The 21,063-nt window shown below is 51.6% G+C and carries 16 protein-coding genes; 15 read left to right on the forward strand and 1 reads right to left on the reverse strand.

Annotated elements, in window-relative coordinates; all coding sequences use genetic code 11:
- The first annotated feature begins 7 nt into the window (after positions 1 to 7).
- The 11 genes from aroA to PS053_RS00250 all read left to right on the forward strand — a co-directional run bounded on the left by aroA (position 8) and on the right by PS053_RS00250 (position 12,917).
- On the forward strand, positions 8 to 1,285 hold the full coding sequence (aroA, locus tag PS053_RS00200; protein ID WP_000445276.1) for a 3-phosphoshikimate 1-carboxyvinyltransferase: 1,278 nt from the start codon (positions 8 to 10) through the stop codon (positions 1,283 to 1,285).
- A gap of 189 nt (positions 1,286 to 1,474) precedes the next feature.
- Positions 1,475 to 2,158: a (d)CMP kinase gene (gene cmk / locus PS053_RS00205; protein ID WP_000124000.1), complete on the forward strand. Its 684-nt coding sequence runs from the start codon at positions 1,475 to 1,477 to the stop codon at positions 2,156 to 2,158.
- A 110-nt stretch (positions 2,159 to 2,268) separates the two neighbouring features.
- Positions 2,269 to 3,942 (forward strand): 30S ribosomal protein S1, encoded by a 1,674-nt coding sequence (gene rpsA / locus PS053_RS00210; RefSeq protein WP_000140327.1) that lies wholly within the window; start codon positions 2,269 to 2,271, stop codon positions 3,940 to 3,942.
- 159 nt (positions 3,943 to 4,101) lie between these two features.
- Complete coding sequence (gene ihfB / locus PS053_RS00215) at positions 4,102 to 4,386, forward strand: integration host factor subunit beta (RefSeq protein ID WP_000167336.1); 285 nt, start codon at positions 4,102 to 4,104, stop codon at positions 4,384 to 4,386.
- 205 nt (positions 4,387 to 4,591) lie between these two features.
- Positions 4,592 to 6,856 carry a ComEC family protein gene (locus PS053_RS00220; RefSeq protein WP_256879336.1) on the forward strand — a complete coding sequence of 755 codons (2,265 nt, stop codon included), beginning with the start codon at positions 4,592 to 4,594 and terminating at the stop codon, positions 6,854 to 6,856.
- Between the two features lie 36 nt (positions 6,857 to 6,892).
- Positions 6,893 to 8,641, forward strand: coding sequence for a lipid A ABC transporter ATP-binding protein/permease MsbA (gene msbA, locus PS053_RS00225; protein ID WP_000551258.1), 1,749 nt, complete (start codon positions 6,893 to 6,895; stop codon positions 8,639 to 8,641).
- Positions 8,638 to 9,624 carry a tetraacyldisaccharide 4'-kinase gene (gene lpxK / locus PS053_RS00230; RefSeq protein ID WP_000570517.1) on the forward strand — a complete coding sequence of 329 codons (987 nt, stop codon included), beginning with the start codon at positions 8,638 to 8,640 and terminating at the stop codon, positions 9,622 to 9,624. The genes msbA and lpxK overlap by 4 nt, the downstream gene beginning before the upstream one ends.
- Before the next feature lie 36 nt (positions 9,625 to 9,660).
- Positions 9,661 to 10,893 carry a crosslink repair DNA glycosylase YcaQ gene (gene ycaQ / locus PS053_RS00235; RefSeq protein WP_000056560.1) on the forward strand — a complete coding sequence of 411 codons (1,233 nt, stop codon included), beginning with the start codon at positions 9,661 to 9,663 and terminating at the stop codon, positions 10,891 to 10,893.
- A gap of 51 nt (positions 10,894 to 10,944) precedes the next feature.
- Positions 10,945 to 11,127, forward strand: a complete 183-nt coding sequence (ycaR, locus tag PS053_RS00240; RefSeq protein WP_000350058.1) for a protein YcaR — start codon at positions 10,945 to 10,947, stop codon at positions 11,125 to 11,127.
- On the forward strand, positions 11,124 to 11,870 hold the full coding sequence (gene kdsB, locus PS053_RS00245; RefSeq protein ID WP_000011625.1) for a 3-deoxy-manno-octulosonate cytidylyltransferase: 747 nt from the start codon (positions 11,124 to 11,126) through the stop codon (positions 11,868 to 11,870). Before ycaR ends, kdsB begins: the two co-directional genes overlap by 4 nt.
- 153 nt (positions 11,871 to 12,023) lie before the next feature.
- On the forward strand, positions 12,024 to 12,917 hold the full coding sequence (locus PS053_RS00250; protein ID WP_000436933.1) for a YcbJ family phosphotransferase: 894 nt from the start codon (positions 12,024 to 12,026) through the stop codon (positions 12,915 to 12,917).
- Here the strand turns inward: PS053_RS00250 and elyC are convergent.
- Complete coding sequence (gene elyC / locus PS053_RS00255; RefSeq protein WP_256879335.1) at positions 12,894 to 13,673, reverse strand: envelope biogenesis factor ElyC; 780 nt, start codon at positions 13,671 to 13,673, stop codon at positions 12,894 to 12,896. The genes PS053_RS00250 and elyC overlap by 24 nt on opposite strands.
- 135 nt (positions 13,674 to 13,808) lie before the next feature.
- On the opposite strand from elyC, the gene cmoM reads away from it, so the two are divergent.
- Genes cmoM through mukB form a run of 4 tightly spaced genes read left to right on the forward strand, consistent with a single transcriptional unit; the run spans position 13,809 to position 21,058 of the window.
- Positions 13,809 to 14,594, forward strand: coding sequence for a tRNA uridine 5-oxyacetic acid(34) methyltransferase CmoM (gene cmoM / locus PS053_RS00260; RefSeq protein WP_010329757.1), 786 nt, complete (start codon positions 13,809 to 13,811; stop codon positions 14,592 to 14,594).
- A complete protein-coding gene (gene mukF, locus PS053_RS00265) occupies positions 14,591 to 15,913 on the forward strand; it encodes a chromosome partition protein MukF (RefSeq protein WP_001288860.1) in 1,323 nt (440 codons plus the stop codon). Before cmoM ends, mukF begins: the two co-directional genes overlap by 4 nt.
- Positions 15,894 to 16,598, forward strand: a complete 705-nt coding sequence (mukE, locus tag PS053_RS00270; RefSeq protein WP_010329756.1) for a chromosome partition protein MukE — start codon at positions 15,894 to 15,896, stop codon at positions 16,596 to 16,598. The genes mukF and mukE overlap by 20 nt, the downstream gene beginning before the upstream one ends.
- Positions 16,598 to 21,058 (forward strand): chromosome partition protein MukB, encoded by a 4,461-nt coding sequence (mukB, locus tag PS053_RS00275; RefSeq protein WP_273774549.1) that lies wholly within the window; start codon positions 16,598 to 16,600, stop codon positions 21,056 to 21,058. Before mukE ends, mukB begins: the two co-directional genes overlap by 1 nt.
- The last annotated feature ends 5 nt before the right edge of the window (positions 21,059 to 21,063 follow it).

The raw sequence follows: 21,063 nt of genomic DNA on the forward strand, positions 1-21,063 counted from the left end.
TAAGTTCATGGAATCCCTGACGTTACAACCTGTCGCTCGTGTCGATGGTACGATTAATCTGCCCGGTTCCAAGAGCGTATCTAACCGCGCTTTATTATTGGCGGCATTAGCACACGGCAAAACAGTATTAACCAATCTGCTGGATAGCGATGATGTTCGCCATATGCTTAATGCGTTAAAGGCGTTAGGGGTAAGCTATACGCTTTCTGCCGAGCGTACGCGTTGCGAAATCATCGGCAATGGTGGCCCATTACATGCTGAAGGCGCGTTGGAGTTATTTCTCGGTAATGCCGGAACGGCAATGCGTCCACTGGCTGCGGCACTTTGCCTGGGACACAATGATATTATTCTGACCGGCGAGCCACGCATGAAAGAACGCCCGATTGGTCACCTGGTGGATGCGCTGCGCCAGGGCGGAGCGAAAATCACTTACCAGGAACAAGAGAATTATCCACCGTTGCGTTTACAGGGCGGTTTCATCGGCGGCAACGTTGAAGTTGACGGCTCTGTTTCCAGTCAGTTTCTCACCGCATTATTAATGACTGCGCCGCTTGCGTCGCAAGATACGGTCATTCGCATTAAAGGCGATCTGGTCTCTAAGCCTTATATTGATATCACGCTGAACATGATGAAAGCGTTTGGTGTTGAGATTGAAAATCAGCACTACCAACAGTTTGTGGTGAAAGGCGGGCAGTCTTACCAATCTCCGGGGAGCTATTTAGTGGAAGGTGATGCCTCCTCGGCCTCTTACTTCCTTGCCGCAGCAGCGGTTAAAGGCGGTACAGTAAAAGTGACCGGCATTGGACGCAACAGTATGCAAGGCGATATTCGTTTTGCTGACGTGCTGGAAAAAATGGGGGCGACCATTAGCTGGGGGGATGATTATATTTCCTGCACGCGTGGCGAACTGAACGCTATTGACATGGATATGAACCATATCCCTGATGCGGCGATGACTATTGCAACGACGGCGTTGTTTGCAAAAGGCACTACCACGCTACGCAATATTTATAACTGGCGCGTAAAAGAGACGGATCGTCTGTTTGCGATGGCGACCGAACTACGCAAAGTTGGTGCGGAAGTGGAAGAGGGGAATGACTTTATCCGCATCACGCCGCCGGAAAAATTGCGGTTTGCTGAAATCGCGACTTATAACGATCACCGTATGGCGATGTGTTTTTCGCTGGTGGCATTGTCAGATACACCGGTGACGATTCTCGACCCAGGATGCACCGCTAAAACGTTCCCGGATTATTTCGAACAACTGGCGCGGATTAGTTTCTAGTTTTTTCTTTTCCGCCGTACCGTCCGGTGCGGCGATTCCTTACTTTTTCTGGCATTTTGCGTCGCTTATTTATTCTACAATCAACTTCAATCATTCTGTATTTTGCACGCAGAGTTAACGATTTGTGGCGTTGGCGCGTATAATGCGCGGCGATTATGTTAACAGTACGCCTGTGTTAAGGAGATAAAGATGACGGCAATTGCCCCGGTAATCACCATTGATGGCCCAAGCGGTGCAGGGAAAGGCACCTTATGTAAGGCTATGGCGGAAGCATTGCAATGGCATCTGCTGGACTCGGGTGCAATTTATCGCGTACTGGCGCTGGCGGCATTGCATCATCATGTCGATATCGCGTCGGAAGACGCCCTGGTGCCGCTGGCATCCCATCTGGATGTGCGTTTTGTGTCGACCAATGGCAATCTGGAAGTGATCCTCGAAGGGGAAGATGTCAGTGGTGAAATTCGCACTCAGGACGTGGCGAATGCTGCGTCACAAGTGGCGGCATTTCCTCGTGTGCGTGAGGCGCTGTTGCGTCGACAGCGCGCATTCCGTGAGTTACCCGGACTGATCGCCGATGGCCGGGACATGGGAACGGTGGTATTCCCTGATGCGCCAGTGAAAATTTTCCTTGACGCTTCCCCGGAAGAACGTGCGCATCGCCGCATGCTACAGTTGCAGGAGAAGGGCTTTAGTGTTAACTTTGAGCGCCTTTTGGCCGAGATAAAAGAACGCGACGACCGCGATCGTAACCGTGCGGTAGCGCCATTGGTTCCGGCAGCCGATGCTCTGGTGTTGGATTCCACCACCTTAAGCATTGAGCAAGTGATTGAAAAAGCGCTACAATACGCGCGCCAAAAACTGGCTCTCGCATAAGCGACCGAATTTGCAGTACCCCCGTTGCAATGGAATGACAGCGGGTATGTTAAACAACCCCATCCGGCACGGAGCCAGGTGGACGTTAAATATAAACCTGAAGATTAAACATGACTGAATCTTTTGCTCAACTCTTTGAAGAGTCCTTAAAAGAAATCGAAACCCGCCCGGGTTCTATCGTTCGTGGCGTTGTTGTTGCTATCGACAAAGACGTAGTACTGGTTGACGCTGGTCTGAAATCTGAGTCCGCCATCCCGGCTGAGCAGTTCAAAAACGCCCAGGGCGAGCTGGAAATCCAGGTAGGTGACGAAGTTGACGTTGCTCTGGACGCAGTAGAAGACGGCTTCGGTGAAACTCTGCTGTCCCGTGAGAAAGCTAAACGTCACGAAGCCTGGATCACGCTGGAAAAAGCTTACGAAGATGCTGAAACTGTTACCGGTGTTATCAACGGCAAAGTTAAGGGCGGCTTCACTGTTGAGCTGAACGGTATTCGTGCGTTCCTGCCAGGTTCTCTGGTAGACGTTCGTCCGGTGCGTGACACTCTGCACCTGGAAGGCAAAGAGCTTGAATTCAAAGTAATCAAGCTGGATCAGAAGCGCAACAACGTTGTTGTTTCTCGTCGTGCCGTTATCGAATCCGAAAACAGCGCAGAGCGCGATCAGCTGCTGGAAAACCTGCAGGAAGGCATGGAAGTTAAAGGTATCGTTAAGAACCTCACTGACTACGGTGCATTCGTTGATCTGGGCGGCGTTGACGGCCTGTTGCACATTACTGACATGGCCTGGAAACGCGTTAAGCATCCGAGCGAAATCGTCAATGTGGGCGACGAAATCACTGTTAAAGTGCTGAAGTTCGACCGCGAACGTACCCGTGTATCTCTGGGCCTGAAACAGCTGGGCGAAGATCCGTGGGTAGCTATCGCTAAACGTTATCCGGAAGGTACCAAACTGACTGGTCGCGTGACCAACCTGACTGACTACGGCTGCTTCGTTGAAATCGAAGAAGGCGTTGAAGGCCTGGTACACGTTTCCGAAATGGATTGGACCAACAAAAACATCCACCCGTCCAAAGTTGTTAACGTTGGCGATGTAGTGGAAGTTATGGTTCTGGATATCGACGAAGAACGTCGTCGTATCTCCCTGGGTCTGAAACAGTGCAAAGCTAACCCGTGGCAGCAGTTCGCGGAAACCCACAACAAGGGCGACCGTGTTGAAGGTAAAATCAAGTCTATCACTGACTTCGGTATCTTCATCGGCCTGGACGGCGGCATCGACGGCCTGGTTCACCTGTCTGACATCTCCTGGAACGTTGCAGGCGAAGAAGCAGTTCGTGAATACAAAAAAGGCGACGAAATCGCTGCAGTTGTTCTGCAGGTTGACGCAGAACGTGAACGTATCTCCCTGGGCGTTAAACAGCTCGCAGAAGATCCGTTCAACAACTGGGTTGCTCTGAACAAGAAAGGCGCTATCGTAACCGGTAAAGTAACTGCAGTTGACGCTAAAGGCGCAACCGTAGAACTGGCTGACGGCGTAGAAGGTTACCTGCGTGCTTCTGAAGCATCCCGTGACCGCGTTGAAGACGCTACTCTGGTTCTGAGCGTTGGCGACGAAGTTGAAGCTAAATTCACTGGCGTTGATCGTAAAAACCGCGCAATCAGCCTGTCTGTTCGTGCGAAAGACGAAGCTGACGAGAAAGATGCAATCGCAACTGTTAACAAACAGGAAGATGCAAACTTCTCCAACAACGCAATGGCTGAAGCTTTCAAAGCAGCTAAAGGCGAGTAATTCTCTGACTCTTCGGGATTTTTATTCCGAAGTTTACTGAGTTTACTTGACAGATTGCGGGTTTCGTCCTGTAATCAAGCACTAAGGGCGGCTACGGCCGCCCTTAATCAATGCAGCAACAGCAGCCGCTAAATTTGCCTTTAAGGAACCGGAGGAATCATGACCAAGTCAGAATTGATAGAAAGACTTGCCACCCAGCAATCGCACATTCCCGCTAAAACGGTTGAAGATGCAGTAAAAGAGATGCTGGAGCATATGGCCTCGACTCTTGCGCAGGGCGAGCGTATTGAAATCCGCGGTTTCGGCAGTTTCTCTTTGCACTACCGCGCACCTCGTACCGGACGTAATCCGAAGACTGGCGATAAAGTGGAACTGGAAGGAAAATACGTTCCTCACTTTAAACCCGGTAAAGAACTGCGCGATCGCGCCAATATTTACGGTTAAGTTTTAAGAAAACTTAAGCGCGAAAAAAGCACCTGGCAGGTGCTTTTTTCATTTCTGTCATCTGGAACTGGAAGCTGCCTCGCAGAGTTTTGTGTAGTTTTCACCTTTCCGTTAAATTCTTCTGAACGCGCCTCGGGGAAAGCAAAACTCCCGCCAGACAACCGCTTAACAAAATTGCACACTTTCCAAAAACAGGGAGGAGTGCATGAAAATAACGACGGTCGGCGTATGCATAATTTGCGGAATTTTTCCGCTGCTGATTTTGCCGCAATTGCCTGGGACATTGACCCTTGCGTGTCTGACTGCCTTCGCCTGCGTACTTGCATTTATTTCTGTTAAAGCCGTCCGTTATATATCGCTGACATTACTGTTTTTTCTTTGGGGCGTATTAGCAGCGAAGCAAATTTTATGGGCAGGAGAAACCTTAACCAGCACGACGCAGGATGTAATCGTCGAGATTACCGCCACTGATGGTATGACCACTCATTATGGCCAAATTACCCGTCTCCAGGGACGGCAGCTATTCCCGTCGCCAGGTATCACACTGTATGGCGAATATTTGCCGCAAGCGGTTTGTGCCGGGCAGCAATGGGCAATGAAGCTCAAAGTACGTGCGGTTCACGGTCAACTTAATGACGGCGGTTTTGACAGCCAACGTTCTGCTGTTGCCCAGCACCAGCCGCTAACCGGGCACATTCTTCAGGCGAGTGTCATCGAACCGGGTTGTCGTCTGCGAGCGCAATATCTGGCGTCGTTACAAATGGCTCTGCAACCCTATCCGTGGAACGCGGTCATTCTTGGTTTAGGTATGGGCGAACGGTTATCTGTGCCTAAAGAAATCAAAAATATTATGCGCAATACCGGTACGGCGCATTTGATGGCGATATCGGGTTTACATATCGCCTTTGCGGCATTGCTGGCAGCGGGGCTAATTCGCGGTGGGCAAATTTTTCTTCCTTCGCGTTGGATTTACTGGCAGATGCCATTGATTGGCGGAATTTGCTGTGCTGCTTTTTATGCCTGGCTGACCGGAATGCAGCCGCCAGCACTGCGTACTGTAGTGGCGCTCGCGACCTGGGGAATGCTTAAGTTGAGCGGGAGGCAATGGAGCAGTTGGGATGTATGGATATGCTGCCTGGCGGCAATTTTACTGATGGATCCCGTTGCTATTCTTTCGCAAAGCTTGTGGCTCTCTGCCGCTGCAGTGGCTGCGCTAATTTTCTGGTATCAGTGGTTTCCCTGTCCTGTCTGGTCGCTGCCGCCCACCTTGCGCACAGCCGTTTCACTCATCCATCTGCAGTTGGGAATAACGCTCCTGTTACTACCAATACAAATCGTCATGTTTCACGGTATTAGTCTGACCTCATTTCTGGCGAATTTGTTTGCAATTCCCTTAGTGACATTTATTTCGGTCCCATTGATCCTTTCCGCGATGATTGTGCATTTAAGCGGACCGATCATCGTGGAACAGTGGCTTTGGCTTATTGCTGATCGTTCGTTAGCCTTACTCTTTTGGGCGTTAAAAAATTTACCCGAAGGATGGATCAATATTGCTGAACGCTGGCAATGGCTGTCATTTTCTCCGTGGCTATTGTTGATTATATGGCGATTCAACGCATGGAGGACGCTGCCTGCGGTGTGTCTGGCTGGAGGAATTATGATGTGCTGGCCGCTATGGCAAAAACCCCGGCCTGATGAATGGCAGGTGTACATGCTTGATGTTGGGCAAGGGCTGGCAACGGTGATAGCCAGAAACGGCAAAGCGATTCTCTATGACACGGGACTGGCCTGGCCGGAGGGGGATAGTGGGCAACAACTGATTATCCCCTGGCTGCGTTGGCATAACATTGAACCGGAAGGCATCATTCTTAGCCACGAGCATTTGGATCATAGGGGAGGGCTGGACTCAATATTGCATACCTGGCCGACGTTATGGGTCAGAAGCCCATTAAACTGGGAGCATCACCAGCCCTGTGCACGTGGTGAAGCGTGGCAATGGCAAGGATTGCGCTTTAGTGCTCATTGGCCCTTGCCTGGTAGTGATGACAAAGGAAATAACCATTCCTGCGTGGTTAAGATTGATGATGGAACATATAGCATTCTTTTGACTGGCGATATTGAAGCATCGGCTGAACAAAAAATGCTAAGTCGTTACTGGACGCAGTTGCAGGCAACATTACTCCAGGTGCCTCATCACGGCAGTAATACGTCATCATCATTGCCATTCATTCAACGAGTGAATGGCAAGGTGGCGCTGGCGTCAGCATCACGCTATAACGCATGGCGATTGCCTTCGAACAAAGTTAAGCATCGCTATCAACAACAGGGTTATCAATGGCTGGATACCCCACATCAGGGGCAAATAACAGTCAATTTTTCTGCGCGAGGTTGGAGAGTAAGCAGCCTAAGGGAACAAATTTTACCTCGTTGGTATCATCAGTGGTTTGGCGTGTCAGTGGATAACGGGTAGAATATGCGGCTATTTCAACAAATGCTGGTTTTTTGAATGCATAACGACAAAGATCTCTCTACGTGGCAGACATTCCGCCGACTGTGGCCAACCATTGCGCCCTTTAAAGCGGGTCTGATCGTGGCGGGCGTAGCGTTAATCCTCAACGCAGCCAGCGATACCTTCATGTTATCGCTCCTTAAGCCACTTCTTGATGATGGCTTTGGTAAAACAGATCGCTCCGTGCTGATGTGGATGCCGCTGGTGGTTATTGGTCTGATGATTTTACGTGGTATCACCAGCTATATCTCCAGCTACTGCATCTCCTGGGTATCGGGCAAAGTGGTAATGACCATGCGTCGCCGTCTGTTTGGCCATATGATGGGAATGCCGGTGTCATTTTTTGACAAACAGTCAACCGGAACACTGTTGTCACGTATCACATATGATTCCGAACAGGTTGCTTCGTCATCTTCTGGTGCGCTGATTACAGTGGTGCGTGAAGGCGCATCCATTATTGGCCTGTTCGCCATGATGTTCTATTACAGCTGGCAGCTGTCAATTATTTTGATTGTGCTGGCGCCGATTGTCTCGATTGCAATCCGTATTGTTTCTAAGCGTTTCCGCAGCATTAGTAAGAACATGCAGAACACCATGGGGCAGGTGACTACCAGTGCGGAACAGATGCTGAAAGGCCACAAAGAGGTGTTGATTTTTGGTGGTCAGGAAGTAGAAACGAAGCGTTTTGATAAAGTCAGCAACAAGATGCGTCTGCAGGGGATGAAGATGGTATCTGCATCGTCTATCTCTGATCCGATCATTCAGCTGATCGCCTCTTTGGCGCTGGCCTTTGTTCTGTATGCGGCGAGCTTCCCAAGCGTCATGGATAGCCTGACTGCCGGTACGATTACCGTCGTTTTCTCTTCGATGATTGCGTTAATGCGTCCGCTGAAATCGTTGACCAACGTTAACGCTCAGTTCCAGCGCGGTATGGCCGCTTGTCAGACGTTGTTCACCATTCTGGATAGTGAACAAGAGAAAGACGAAGGTAAACGAGAGATTGAACGTGCCACCGGCGATGTGGAATTCCGCAACGTTACCTTTACCTATCCTGGGCGTGATGTTCCTGCGTTGCGTAATATCAACCTGAAAATTCCGGCAGGGAAAACAGTCGCGCTGGTCGGGCGTTCTGGGTCGGGTAAGTCGACTATCGCCAGCCTGATTACCCGTTTTTACGATATTGAGGAAGGCGAGATCCTGATGGATGGTCACGATCTGCGCGAATATACTCTGACATCGTTACGTAATCAGGTTGCGCTGGTGTCGCAGAATGTTCATCTGTTTAACGATACGGTTGCCAACAACATTGCTTATGCGCGTACTGAACAGTATAGCCGTGAGCAAATTGAAGAAGCGGCGCGTATGGCCTATGCCATGGACTTTATCAATAAGATGGATAAAGGTCTTGATACGGTAATTGGTGAAAACGGTGTGTTGCTCTCCGGTGGTCAGCGTCAGCGTATTGCCATCGCCCGGGCTTTGTTGCGTGACAGCCCGATATTGATCCTTGATGAAGCCACTTCGGCGCTGGATACCGAATCTGAACGTGCAATTCAGGCGGCGTTGGATGAGCTGCAGAAAAACCGTACTTCATTAGTGATTGCCCACCGCTTGTCTACCATCGAGAAAGCAGACGAAATCGTGGTCGTTGAGGACGGGGTTATTGTGGAACGCGGCACGCACAACGATTTGCTGGAGCACCGTGGCGTCTACGCGCAACTTCACAAAATGCAGTTTGGCCAATGATCGAAAAAATCTGGTCTGGTGAATCTCCTCTGTGGCGGCTGTTGCTGCCACTCTCCTGGCTGTATGGCCTGGTGAGTGGCGCTATCCGCCTTTGCTATAAATTAAAACTGAAACGCGCCTGGCGCGCTCCGGTGCCTGTGGTCGTGGTTGGAAACCTGACTGCAGGCGGCAACGGAAAAACGCCGGTTGTTATCTGGCTGGTGGAACAACTGCAACAACGTGGTATTCATGTTGGTGTCGTGTCCCGCGGTTATGGTGGTAAAGCTGAGTCGTATCCGTTGTTGCTGTCGGCAGATACTACCACCACACAGGCAGGCGATGAACCTGTACTGATTTATCAGCGTACTGGTGCGCCCGTTGCGGTTTCTCCTGTACGTTCTGATGCGGTAAAAGCGATTCTGGCGCAACATCCCGATGTGCAAATTATCGTGACTGACGACGGTTTACAGCATTATCGTCTGGCGCGGGATGTGGAGATTGTCGTTATTGACGGCGTGCGTCGCTTTGGTAATGGTTGGTGGTTGCCTGCGGGGCCAATGCGTGAGCGAGCCAGTCGCTTAAAATCGGTTGATGCGGTTATTGTCAACGGTGGAGTACCGCGCAGTGGTGAAATTCCAATGTATCTTATACCCGGTCAGGCGATAAATTTGCGTACCGGTGCTCGTAGTGATGTCGCACAACTGGAACATGTGGTGGCGATGGCTGGAATTGGTCACCCACCGCGCTTTTTCGCTACGCTGAAGATGTGCGGGGTTCAACCGGAGAAATGTGTCGCGCTGGCCGATCATCAGTTCCTTGATCATGCGGGGGTTAGTGCGTTGTTAAGCGCCGGGCAGACGCTGGTCATGACGGAAAAAGATGCGGTGAAATGCCGTGCTTTTGCGGAAGATAACTGGTGGTATTTGCCCGTTGATGCGCGGCTTACGGGCGATGAACCAGACGAACTGCTCGCGCAACTTTCTTCGCTGGCTTCTGGCAACTAATTTCGCCACGGCAGCGTTCAATTGATGGAGCCATGAATGTCGCTGCCGCACCTTTCCCTTACCGATGCACGTAATCTGCACCTTGCCGCGCAAGGCTTGTTAACAAAATCCCGCAGCCGTGCGTTGCCGGGGGATATCCTGGCGACGATTTCTCGCATGTCTCTGTTGCAAATCGACACCATAAATATCGTGGCGCGTAGTCCCTATCTGGTGCTTTTCAGCCGTCTGGGGCATTATCCCCCGCAGTGGTTGGATGAGTCGCTGGTACGTGGTGAATTAATGGAATACTGGGCGCATGAAGCCTGCTTTATGCCGCGTAGCGATTTCCATCTCATTCGCCATCGAATGTTGGCACCTGAGAAAATGGGCTGGAAATACAAAGACACCTGGATGCAGGAACATGTGGCAGAAATAGAACAGCTAATTCAGCATATTCAGGATAACGGACCGGTTCGCTCAGCCGATTTTGAACATCCGCGTACAGGAGCGAGCGGCTGGTGGGAGTGGAAGCCGCATAAACGGCATCTGGAAGGACTATTTACCGCTGGGAAGGTGATGGTGGTTGAACGGCGCAATTTCCAGCGTGTCTATGATTTAACCCATCGCGTCATGCCGCATTGGGATGACGAACGTGATCTCATTTCGCAAGCGGAAGCTGAAATTGCCATGCTGGATAATAGTGCGCGTAGTCTGGGAATCTTTCGAGAACAGTGGCTGGTCGATTACTATCGACTGAAGCGCCCGGCGTTGGGGAATTGGCGCGATATGCGGGCTGAACAGCGGCAAATCATTGCTCTGCATGTTGAAAAGTTGGGAAATCTTTGGCTGCATGCCGATTTATTGCCGCTGCTGGAACGCGCGCTCGCAGGAAATCTCATTGCAACGCACAGCGTGGTGTTGTCCCCTTTTGATCCTGTTGTCTGGGATCGCAAACGCGCAGAGCAACTCTTTGATTTTAGCTATCGGCTCGAGTGCTACACGCCAGCGCCCAAACGTCAGTATGGCTATTTCGTTCTACCGTTATTACACCGTGGGCAATTAGTCGGGCGAATGGATGCCAAAATGCATCGCCAGGCGGGTGTTCTTGAAATTATCTCCCTCTGGTTACAGGATGGCATCAAACAGACGGCTCCTCTTCAAAAAGGACTGCGCCAGGCGATTACTGATTTCGCTAGCTGGCAGCAGGCGACGCGGGTGACATTAGGACGCTGTCCACAAGGTCTCTTTACCGATTGCCGTACAGGCTGGGAAATAGCCCCCTACGTATAAATGATTATGATAAGATTTATGCATTCATAACCCGATCCATCAGGAGGAACTATGGATCATCGTCTGCTTGAAATCATTGCCTGTCCGGTTTGCAACGGCAAACTTTGGTATAACCAGGAAAAACAAGAACTGATTTGCAAACTGGACAACCTGGCTTTCCCGCTGCGCGATGGCATTCCAGTGCTACTGGAAACGGAAGCCCGTGTGCTGACTGCTGATGAGAGTAAATCATGAGTTTTGTTGTCATTATTCCTGCTCGTTACTCTTCTACGCGCTTGCCCGGTAAACCGCTTGTTGATATCAACGGCAAGTCCATGATTGTTCATGTGCTTGAGCGCGCCCGAGAATCGGGAGCTGAGCGCATCATTGTTGCAACCGATCATGAAGATGTTGCTCGCGCCGTTGAAGCCGCGGGGGGGGAAGTATGCATGACGCGAGCCGATCATCAGTCAGGTACTGAGCGTCTGGCGGAAGTTGTCGAAAAATGTGCGTTTAGCGACGACACGATCATCGTGAATGTACAGGGTGATGAACCCATGATCCCCGCGACAATCATTCGTCAGGTTGCCGATAACCTCGCCCAGCGTCAGGTGGGAATGGCGACTCTGGCGGTGCCTATTCACAGCGCGGAAGAAGCCTTTAACCCAAATGCGGTGAAAGTGGTTCTCGATGCCGAAGGTTATGCACTGTACTTTTCGCGTGCCACCATTCCGTGGGATCGTGACCGTTTCGCAAAAAGTCAGCAAACCGTTGGCGATTATTTCCTGCGTCATTTGGGGATTTATGGCTACCGCGCGGGCTTTATTCGTCGTTATGTTAACTGGCAACCGAGCCCGTTAGAACACATCGAAATGCTGGAGCAACTTCGCGTCCTGTGGTACGGCGAAAAAATCCACGTTGCTGTAGCCCAGGAAGTACCGGGAACGGGCGTCGATACTCCCGAAGATCTCGAACGCGTTCGTGCTGAAATGCGTTAACTCATTTCCAGAACACTCCTCCCAATACTGGGAGGAGTGTCGTACCGTTACGATTTTCCTCAATTTTTCTTTTCAACAATTGATCTCATTCAGGTGACATCTTTTATATTGACGCTCATTATGAAAGCAGTAGCTTTTATGAGGGTAATCTGAATGGAACAGCTGCGTGCCGAATTAAGCCATCTGCTGGGCGAAAAACTCAGTCGTATTGAGTGTGTTAATGAAAAAGCGAATACAGCATTGTGGGCTTTGTACGACAGCAAGGGAAACCCAATGCCGTTGATGGCAAGAAGCTTTAGTACTCCAGGGCAGGCCCGGCAGTTGGCATGGAAAACGACCATGTTGGCACGAAGTGGGACTGTTCGGATGCCGACAATCTATGGCGTGATGACGCATGAGGAGCATCCTGGACCTGATGTCTTGTTGCTGGAGCGAATGCGTGGCGTTTCTGTCGAAGCGCCCGCACGTACGCCAGAACGCTGGGGGCATCTAAAAGATCAAATCGTGGAAGCGTTGCTGGCCTGGCACCGTCAGGACAGTCGCGGCTGCGTCGGTCCGGTAGATAATACTCAGGAAAATTTCTGGCCTTCCTGGTATCAGCAACATGTTGAAGTGCAATGGGCGACACTCAATCAGTTCAATAATACTGGCTTAACCATGCAGGATAAACGGATCCTGTTCCGTACACGTGAATGTCTGCCGGCGCTGTTTGAAGGATTTAACGATAATTGCGTGCTGATCCACGGCAATTTTTGCTTGCGCAGTATGTTGAAAGATTCCCGCAGCGATCAGTTGCTGGCGATGGTCGGGCCTGGCCTCATGCTCTGGGCGCCGCGCGAGTATGAGCTGTTTCGCTTGATGGATAATCCCCTGGCGGAAGATTTGCTCTGGAGTTATCTGCAACGCGCGCCAGTGGCAGAATCCTTCATCTGGCGGCGTTGGCTATATGTTTTATGGGATGAGGTTGCGCAACTGGTCAATACCGGGCGCTTTAACCGCGGTAACTTCGACCTGGCGGCAAAATCACTGTTGCCCTGGCTTGCCTGACGGAGCTTTTAACCATTGCCAGAGACGACCGAGCGTTTCGTAACCCACACGATCGCTATGCATCAACCAGACCGGAGACGGAATTGCTCGTTCCCATGGATTAAGCGGTGAGTCGATAGCCAACTGATTTGCCGGCGCCGGCAGTGGTTTCAGCCCTGCTTGTTGAAAAAAGATCATCGCGCGGGGTAAATGAGATGCAGAAGTCACCAGCAGGAAAGGGGCGTTGCCAATTGCCTGTTTCACCGCTGCAGCTTCTTCTTCGGTATCCTTTGGTAAATCCAGGGTGATAATTTGCTCGCGCGGGACGCCGAGCGATTGTGCAACTCTGGCTCCCACTTCCGCCGCGCTGACTGTATTGGTTTGCGCCACCCCACCGGTAAAGATTAACTTTGCGCCAGGATTAGCGCGCCACAGACGAACCCCCTCGTTCAGGCGCGGCAAACTGTTATTAATTAAATTCGAGCCTGGTGCCCACTGCGGGTTCCAGGTATAGCCGCCACCCAATACCACGATATAGTCTACTTTTTGTGAATTATTCCATGTCGGATAGGTGCTTTCTATGGGGCGCAGCAGGTAGTCGGCTATGGGCTGCAAACTTAATAAGAAAAGCGCCAGCCATCCAATGCTAATAAATATTTTTCCAGTTTTTTGAAAACGGCTAAACCAGAATAGCGCCAGACCCACGCCGATAATTATCAGCATCAATGGAAGCGGCAGTAGCATACCGCCAATCACTTTTTTCAGTGTAAAAAGCATCCTTCCTGGTTCCTTTTTTAACCATATAGCGAGAGATCGACCGTGATATTACACCAGACGGGTTCATTCTCATCGCGGCTGTGACAAAATAGCGCCTTTATCAGAAAACGTCTTAGCCAACCGGTGGAGAAAGCAATGCAGGATCGCAACTTTGATGATATTGCGGAAAAGTTTTCCCGTAACATTTACGGCACCACCAAAGGGCAGCTTCGACAGGCTATTCTGTGGCAAGATCTCGATCGCGTACTGGCAGATATAGGTCAGCAAAAACTGCGTGTGTTAGATGCCGGCGGTGGTGAAGGACAGACCGCGATCAAAATGGCTGAGCGCGGACATCAGGTCATTTTATGCGATCTCTCGGAGCAGATGATTGGTCGCGCAAAACAGGCGGCTGAGGCAAAAGGTGTGAGCGACAACATGCAATTTATACATTGCGCCGCTCAGGACGTTGCTTCACATTTGGAAACGCCCGTTGATCTGATATTGTTCCATGCGGTGCTGGAATGGGTAGCCGATCCCCGTGGCGTATTACAAACACTGTGGTCAGTGTTACGCCCGGGCGGCGTGTTGTCGTTAATGTTCTACAATGCGCATGGCTTGCTGATGCACAACATGGTTGCAGGGAATTTTGATTACGTGCAGGCGGGAATGCCGAAAAAGAAAAAACGGACGCTTTCGCCAGACTATCCACGCGATCCGGCGCAGGTTTATCTGTGGCTGGAAGAAGCTGGCTGGCAAATTACAGGTAAAACAGGCGTTCGCGTGTTTCATGATTATCTGCGTGAAAAGCACCAACAGCGCGATTGCTACGAAGCATTACTTGAATTAGAAACGCATTATTGCCGCCAGGAACCGTATATTAACCTGGGGCGTTATATTCATGTCACCGCGCGCAAACCGCAGAGCAAGGATAAAGTATGAGTGAATTTTCCCAGACAGTCCCCGAACTGGTTGCCTGGGCCAGAAAAAATGACTTCTCCATCTCGTTGCCGGTAGACCGACTCTCCTTTCTGCTGGCGGTTGCCACGCTGAACGGCGAGCGTCTGGACGGTGAGATGAGCGAAGGCGAGCTGGTGGATGCGTTCCGCCATGTGAGTGATGCGTTTGAGCAAACCAGCGAAACCATCGGTGTGCGCGCCAACAACGCGATCAACGACATGGTGCGTCAACGTCTGCTGAACCGCTTTACCAGCGAACAGGCGGAAGGGAACGCCATTTACCGTCTGACGCCGCTCGGCATTGGCATTACGGATTACTACATTCGTCAGCGCGAGTTTTCTACGCTGCGTCTTTCTATGCAGTTGTCGATCGTTGCAGGCGAACTGAAGCGTGCAGCGGATGCCGCAGAAGAGGGCGGTGATGAGTTTCACTGGCATCGTAACGTTTATGCGCCGCTGAAATATTCGGTGGCGGAAATTTTCGACAGTATCGACCTGACGCAACGTCTGATGGACGAACAGCAGCAGCAGGTGAAAGACGACATCGCTCAGTTGCTGAATAAAGACTGGCGAGCAGCGATTTCCAGCTGCGAATTATTGCTTTCGGAAACCTCAGGAACGCTGCGTGAATTGCAGGATACACTGGAAGCGGCAGGCGACAAATTGCAGGCCAACCTGTTACGCATTCAGGAAGCCACCATGACCCATGATGATCTACATTTTGTCGATCGTCTGGTATTCGATCTGCAAAGCAAGCTCGATCGTATTATCAGTTGGGGCCAGCAATCCATCGACTTGTGGATCGGCTATGACCGCCACGTACATAAATTTATCCGTACTGCTATCGATATGGATAAAAACCGCGTCTTTGCTCAGCGATTGCGTCAATCGGTACAAACCTACTTTGATGCTCCGTGGGCGCTGACTTACGCCAATGCCGATCGTCTGCTGGATATGCGTGACGAAGAGATGGCATTGCGTGACGACGAAGTGACCGGGGAACTTCCGCCAGATTTAGAGTACGAAGAGTTTAACGAGATCCGTGAGCAACTGGCGGCGATCATCGAAGAGCAGCTTGCTGTATATAAAACCAGACAAGTACCGCTGGATCTTGGTCTGGTGGTACGCGAATATCTGTCGCAGTATCCACGTGCGCGTCACTTTGATGTTGCGCGCATCGTTATTGATCAGGCGGTACGCCTCGGCGTAGCGCAAGCAGACTTCACCGGACTGCCAGCGAAATGGCAGCCGATTAATGATTACGGAGCCAAGGTACAGGCGCATGTCATCGACAAATATTGAACAAGTGATGCCGGTTAAGCTGGCGCAAGCGCTGGCGAATCCGTTATTTCCGGCGCTGGATAGCGCTTTACGTTCAGGTCGCCATATCGGCCTCGACGAACTGGACAATCATGCTTTCCTGATGGATTTTCAGGAATATCTGGAAGAGTTTTACGCGCGTTATAACGTTGAGCTTATTCGCGCGCCGGAAGGTTTCTTCTATTTACGTCCACGTTCCACCACGTTGATCCCGCGTTCCGTGTTATCAGAGCTGGACATGATGGTCGGGAAAATCCTTTGTTATCTTTATCTTAGCCCGGAGCGGCTGGCGAACGAGGGAATCTTTACCCAGCAGGAATTGTATGACGAACTGCTCACCCTGGCCGATGAAGCGAAACTGCTGAAACTGGTAAACAACCGTTCTACCGGTTCAGACGTCGATCGCCAGAAGTTGCAGGAAAAAGTACGTTCCTCGCTTAACCGTCTGCGTCGCTTAGGTATGGTGTGGTTTATGGGGCATGACAGCAGCAAATTCCGCATTACGGAATCGGTGTTCCGTTTTGGTGCGGATGTGCGTGCTGGCGACGATCCGCGCGAGGCCCAGCGTCGCCTGATTCGCGATGGTGAAGCAATGTCGCTGGAAAATCACCTGCAACTCAATGATGAAACCGAAGAGAATCAGCCAGATAGCGGAGAGGAAGAATAATGATTGAACGCGGTAAATTTCGCTCACTGACGCTGATTAACTGGAACGGCTTTTTTGCCCGTACCTTTGACCTTGATGAGCTGGTCACGACGCTTTCCGGCGGTAACGGGGCTGGTAAATCCACCACCATGGCGGCGTTTGTTACGGCGCTGATTCCCGACCTGACTCTGCTGCATTTCCGTAACACCACGGAAGCAGGGGCCACAAGTGGTTCACGCGATAAAGGCTTGCACGGGAAGTTGAAAGCCGGGGTCTGTTATTCGATTCTCGACACCATTAATTCACGCCATCAGCGTGTACTGGTTGGTGTGCGTTTACAACAGGTCGCCGGGCGCGATCGTAAAGTCGATATCAAACCGTTTGCGATTCAGGGCTTGCCGATGTCGGTGTTGCCGACGCAACTGGTGACCGAAACCCTGAATGAACGCCAGGCGCGTGTGCTGCCGCTGAACGAGCTGAAAGAGAAGCTTGAGGCGATGGAAGGCGTGCAGTTTAAGCAGTTCAACTCCATTACCGATTACCATTCGCTGATGTTCGATCTGGGCATCATTGCGCGTCGTTTGCGCTCGGCCTCTGACCGTAGCAAATTCTACCGTCTAATCGAAGCTTCGCTGTACGGTGGTATTTCCAGCGCCATTACCCGTTCTCTGCGCGACTACCTGTTGCCGGAAAACAGCGGTGTGCGTAAAGCGTTTCAGGATATGGAAGCGGCGCTGCGTGAAAACCGTATGACGCTGGAAGCGATTCGCGTCACTCAGTCGGACCGTGACCTGTTTAAGCATCTGATTAGCGAAGCTACCAACTACGTGGCGGCAGACTACATGCGTCACGCCAACGAACGCCGTGTTCATCTTGATAAAGCGCTGGAGTTTCGTCGTGAGCTACATATTTCGCGTCAGCAACTGGCGGCGGAGCAGTACAAACACGTCGATATGGCACGTGAACTGGCGGAACACAACGGCGCCGAAGGCGATCTGGAAGCAGATTATCAGGCTGCCAGCGATCACCTGAATCTGGTGCAGACAGCACTGCGTCAACAGGAGAAGATCGAACGCTACGAAGCGGACCTTGATGAGCTGCAGATCCGTCTGGAAGAGCAAAACGAAGTAGTGGCGGAAGCCATTGAGCGCCAGGAAGAAAACGAAGCGCGTGCAGAAGCTGCCGAGCTGGAAGTGGATGAACTGAAAAGCCAGCTTGCTGACTACCAGCAGGCGCTGGACGTCCAGCAAACGCGTGCAATTCAGTACAACCAGGCGATTGCCGCGCTTAATCGTGCCAAAGAGTTGTGTCATCTGCCGGACTTAACCGCCGACAGCGCCGCGGAATGGCTGGAAACCTTCCAGGCGAAAGAGCTGGAAGCGACCGAAAAAATGCTCTCTCTTGAGCAGAAAATGAGCATGGTGCAAACCGCGCACAGCCAGTTTGAACAGGCTTACCAATTAGTCGTAGCAATCAACGGCCCGCTGGCGCGTAACGAAGCATGGGATGTCGCTCGCGAATTGCTGCGTGAAGGGGTCGAGCAGCGCCACCTGGCAGAACAGGTTCAGCCGCTGCGGATGCGCTTAAGCGAACTGGAACAGCGCCTGCGCGAGCAGCAGGAAGCCGAGCGCCTGCTGGCAGATTTCTGCAAACGTCAGGGCAAGAATTTTGATATCGACGAGCTGGAAGCCCTGCATCAGGAACTCGAAGCACGTATAGCTTCACTTTCTGATAGCGTTTCCAGTGCCCGTGAAGAGCGGATGGCGCTGCGTCAGGAACAGGAACAACTGCAGTCTCGCATTCAGAGTCTGATGCAGCGTGCGCCGGTTTGGCTGGCCGCGCAGAACAGTCTCAACCAATTGAGCGAACAGTGCGGTGAAGAATTCACCTCCAGCCAGGACGTTACCGAATATCTGCAACAGTTGCTGGAGCGCGAGCGCGAGGCCATTGTTGAACGTGATGAAGTGGGCGCGCGCAAAAACGCCGTCGATGAAGAGATTGAGCGTTTAAGCCAGCCAGGCGGTTCTGAAGATCAGCGTCTGAATGCACTGGCAGAACGGTTTGGTGGTGTGTTGCTGTCAGAAATTTATGATGATGTCAGCCTGGAAGATGCACCATATTTCTCGGCGCTGTATGGCCCGTCTCGCCACGCCATTGTGGTACCGGATCTGTCGCAAGTTGCTGAACAACTGGAAGGTTTAACCGATTGCCCGGAAGATCTCTACTTGATCGAAGGGGATCCGCAGTCGTTTGATGACAGCGTGTTCAGCGTTGATGAGCTGGAAAAAGCGGTAGTGGTGAAAATCGCCGATCGCCAGTGGCGTTACTCCCGCTTCCCGGAAGTGCCGTTGTTTGGTCGTGCGGCGCGTGAAAGTCGTATCGAAAGTCTTCATGCCGAGCGTGAAGTGCTTTCCGAACGTTTCGCTACGCTCTCCTTTGATGTACAGAAAACCCAGCGTCTGCATCAGGCGTTCAGCCGCTTTATCGGCAGCCATCTGGCAGTGGCATTTGAGTCTGATCCAGAAGCTGAAATTCGCCAACTAAACAGCCGTCGCGTCGAACTGGAGCGGGCGTTGAGTAATCATGAAAATGATAATCAGCAGCAGCGTATTCAGTTTGAGCAGGCGAAAGAGGGCGTTACGGCGCTGAACCGCATTCTGCCGCGTCTCAACCTGTTGGCTGATGACAGCCTGGCGGATCGCGTCGATGAAATCCGCGAACGTCTGGATGAAGCCCAGGAAGCGGCGCGTTTTGTTCAGCAGTTTGGCAATCAACTGGCGAAACTGGAACCGATTGTTTCAGTATTGCAGAGCGACCCGGAACAGTTCGAACAGTTAAAAGAAGATTACGCGTACTCTCAGCAGATGCAGCGAGATGCCCGTCAGCAGGCGTTTGCCCTGACGGAAGTGGTGCAGCGTCGTGCGCACTTTAGCTACTCTGACTCGGCAGAAATGCTCAGCGGTAATAGCGATCTCAACGAAAAACTGCGTGAGCGTCTGGAACATGCAGAAGCAGAGCGTACTCGCGCCCGTGAAGCGCTGCGCGGTCATGCCACGCAGTTGAACCAGTACAACCAGGTGCTGGCATCACTAAAAAGTTCTTATGACACCAAAAAAGAGCTGCTTAACGATCTGCAACGCGAACTGCAGGATATTGGCGTGCGTGCCGATAGCGGTGCAGAAGAGCGCGCGCGTATTCGTCGTGATGAGCTTCACGCGCAACTGAGCAATAACCGTTCTCGTCGCAACCAACTGGAGAAAGCGCTTACTTTTTGCGAAGCGGAGATGGACAACCTGACCCGGAAACTGCGCAAGCTGGAGCGTGACTACCATGAAATGCGCGAGCAGGTGGTGACCGCCAAAGCGGGCTGGTGTGCGGTTATGCGCATGGTGAAAGATAACGGCGTTGAGCGTCGCTTACATCGTCGTGAGCTGGCTTATCTCTCTGCTGACGATCTGCGTTCCATGTCGGATAAGGCGTTGGGTGCGTTGCGTCTGGCGGTGGCGGATAATGAGCATCTGCGTGACGTACTGCGGATGTCGGAAGATCCAAAACGCCCGGAACGTAAAATTCAGTTCTTTGTGGCGGTTTATCAGCATCTGCGCGAGCGTATTCGTCAGGATATTATTCGTACTGATGATCCGGTGGAAGCTATCGAGCAGATGGAGATCGAACTTAGCCGTCTGACCGAAGAGCTAACTTCCCGCGAGCAGAAACTGGCGATCAGCTCTCGCAGCGTGGCGAACATTATTCGCAAAACCATTCAGCGCGAGCAGAATCGTATTCGCATGCTTAACCAGGGCTTGCAGAGTGTATCGTTTGGTCAGGTTAACAGCGTGCGTCTCAACGTGAACGTACGTGAAACTCACGCCATGTTGCTGGATGTACTTTCTGAACAGCATGAACAACACCAGGATCTGTTTAACAGCAACCGTCTGACCTTTTCGGAAGCGCTGGCGAAATTGTATCAGCGTCTTAATCCGCAAATTGATATGGGCCAGCGTACGCCGCAGACTATTGGTGAAGAACTGCTGGATTACCGTAACTACCTGGAGATGGAAGTTGAGGTTAACCGTGGTTCCGATGGCTGGTTGCGAGCGGAGTCTGGCGCATTGTCGACCGGTGAGGCCATCGGTACTGGTATGTCGATTCTGGTGATGGTGGTGCAGAGCTGGGAGGATGAATCACGCCGTCTGCGCGGTAAAGATATCTCTCCTTGCCGTCTACTGTTCCTTGATGAGGCAGCGCGTCTGGATGCTCGTTCGATCGCCACGCTGTTTGAATTGTGTGAACGTTTGCAAATGCAGCTCATCATCGCGGCACCAGAAAATATCAGCCCGGAGAAAGGCACCACCTATAAACTGGTGCGTAAAGTCTTCCAGAATACCGAACACGTTCACGTCGTCGGCCTGCGAGGCTTTGCACCGCAACTCCCTGAAACGCTTCCAGGAACTGACGAAGCGCCCTCCCAGGCGAGCTAAGATTA

This window comes from Escherichia albertii (genome assembly GCF_028622335.1).
Taxonomy (GTDB): domain Bacteria; phylum Pseudomonadota; class Gammaproteobacteria; order Enterobacterales; family Enterobacteriaceae; genus Escherichia; species Escherichia albertii.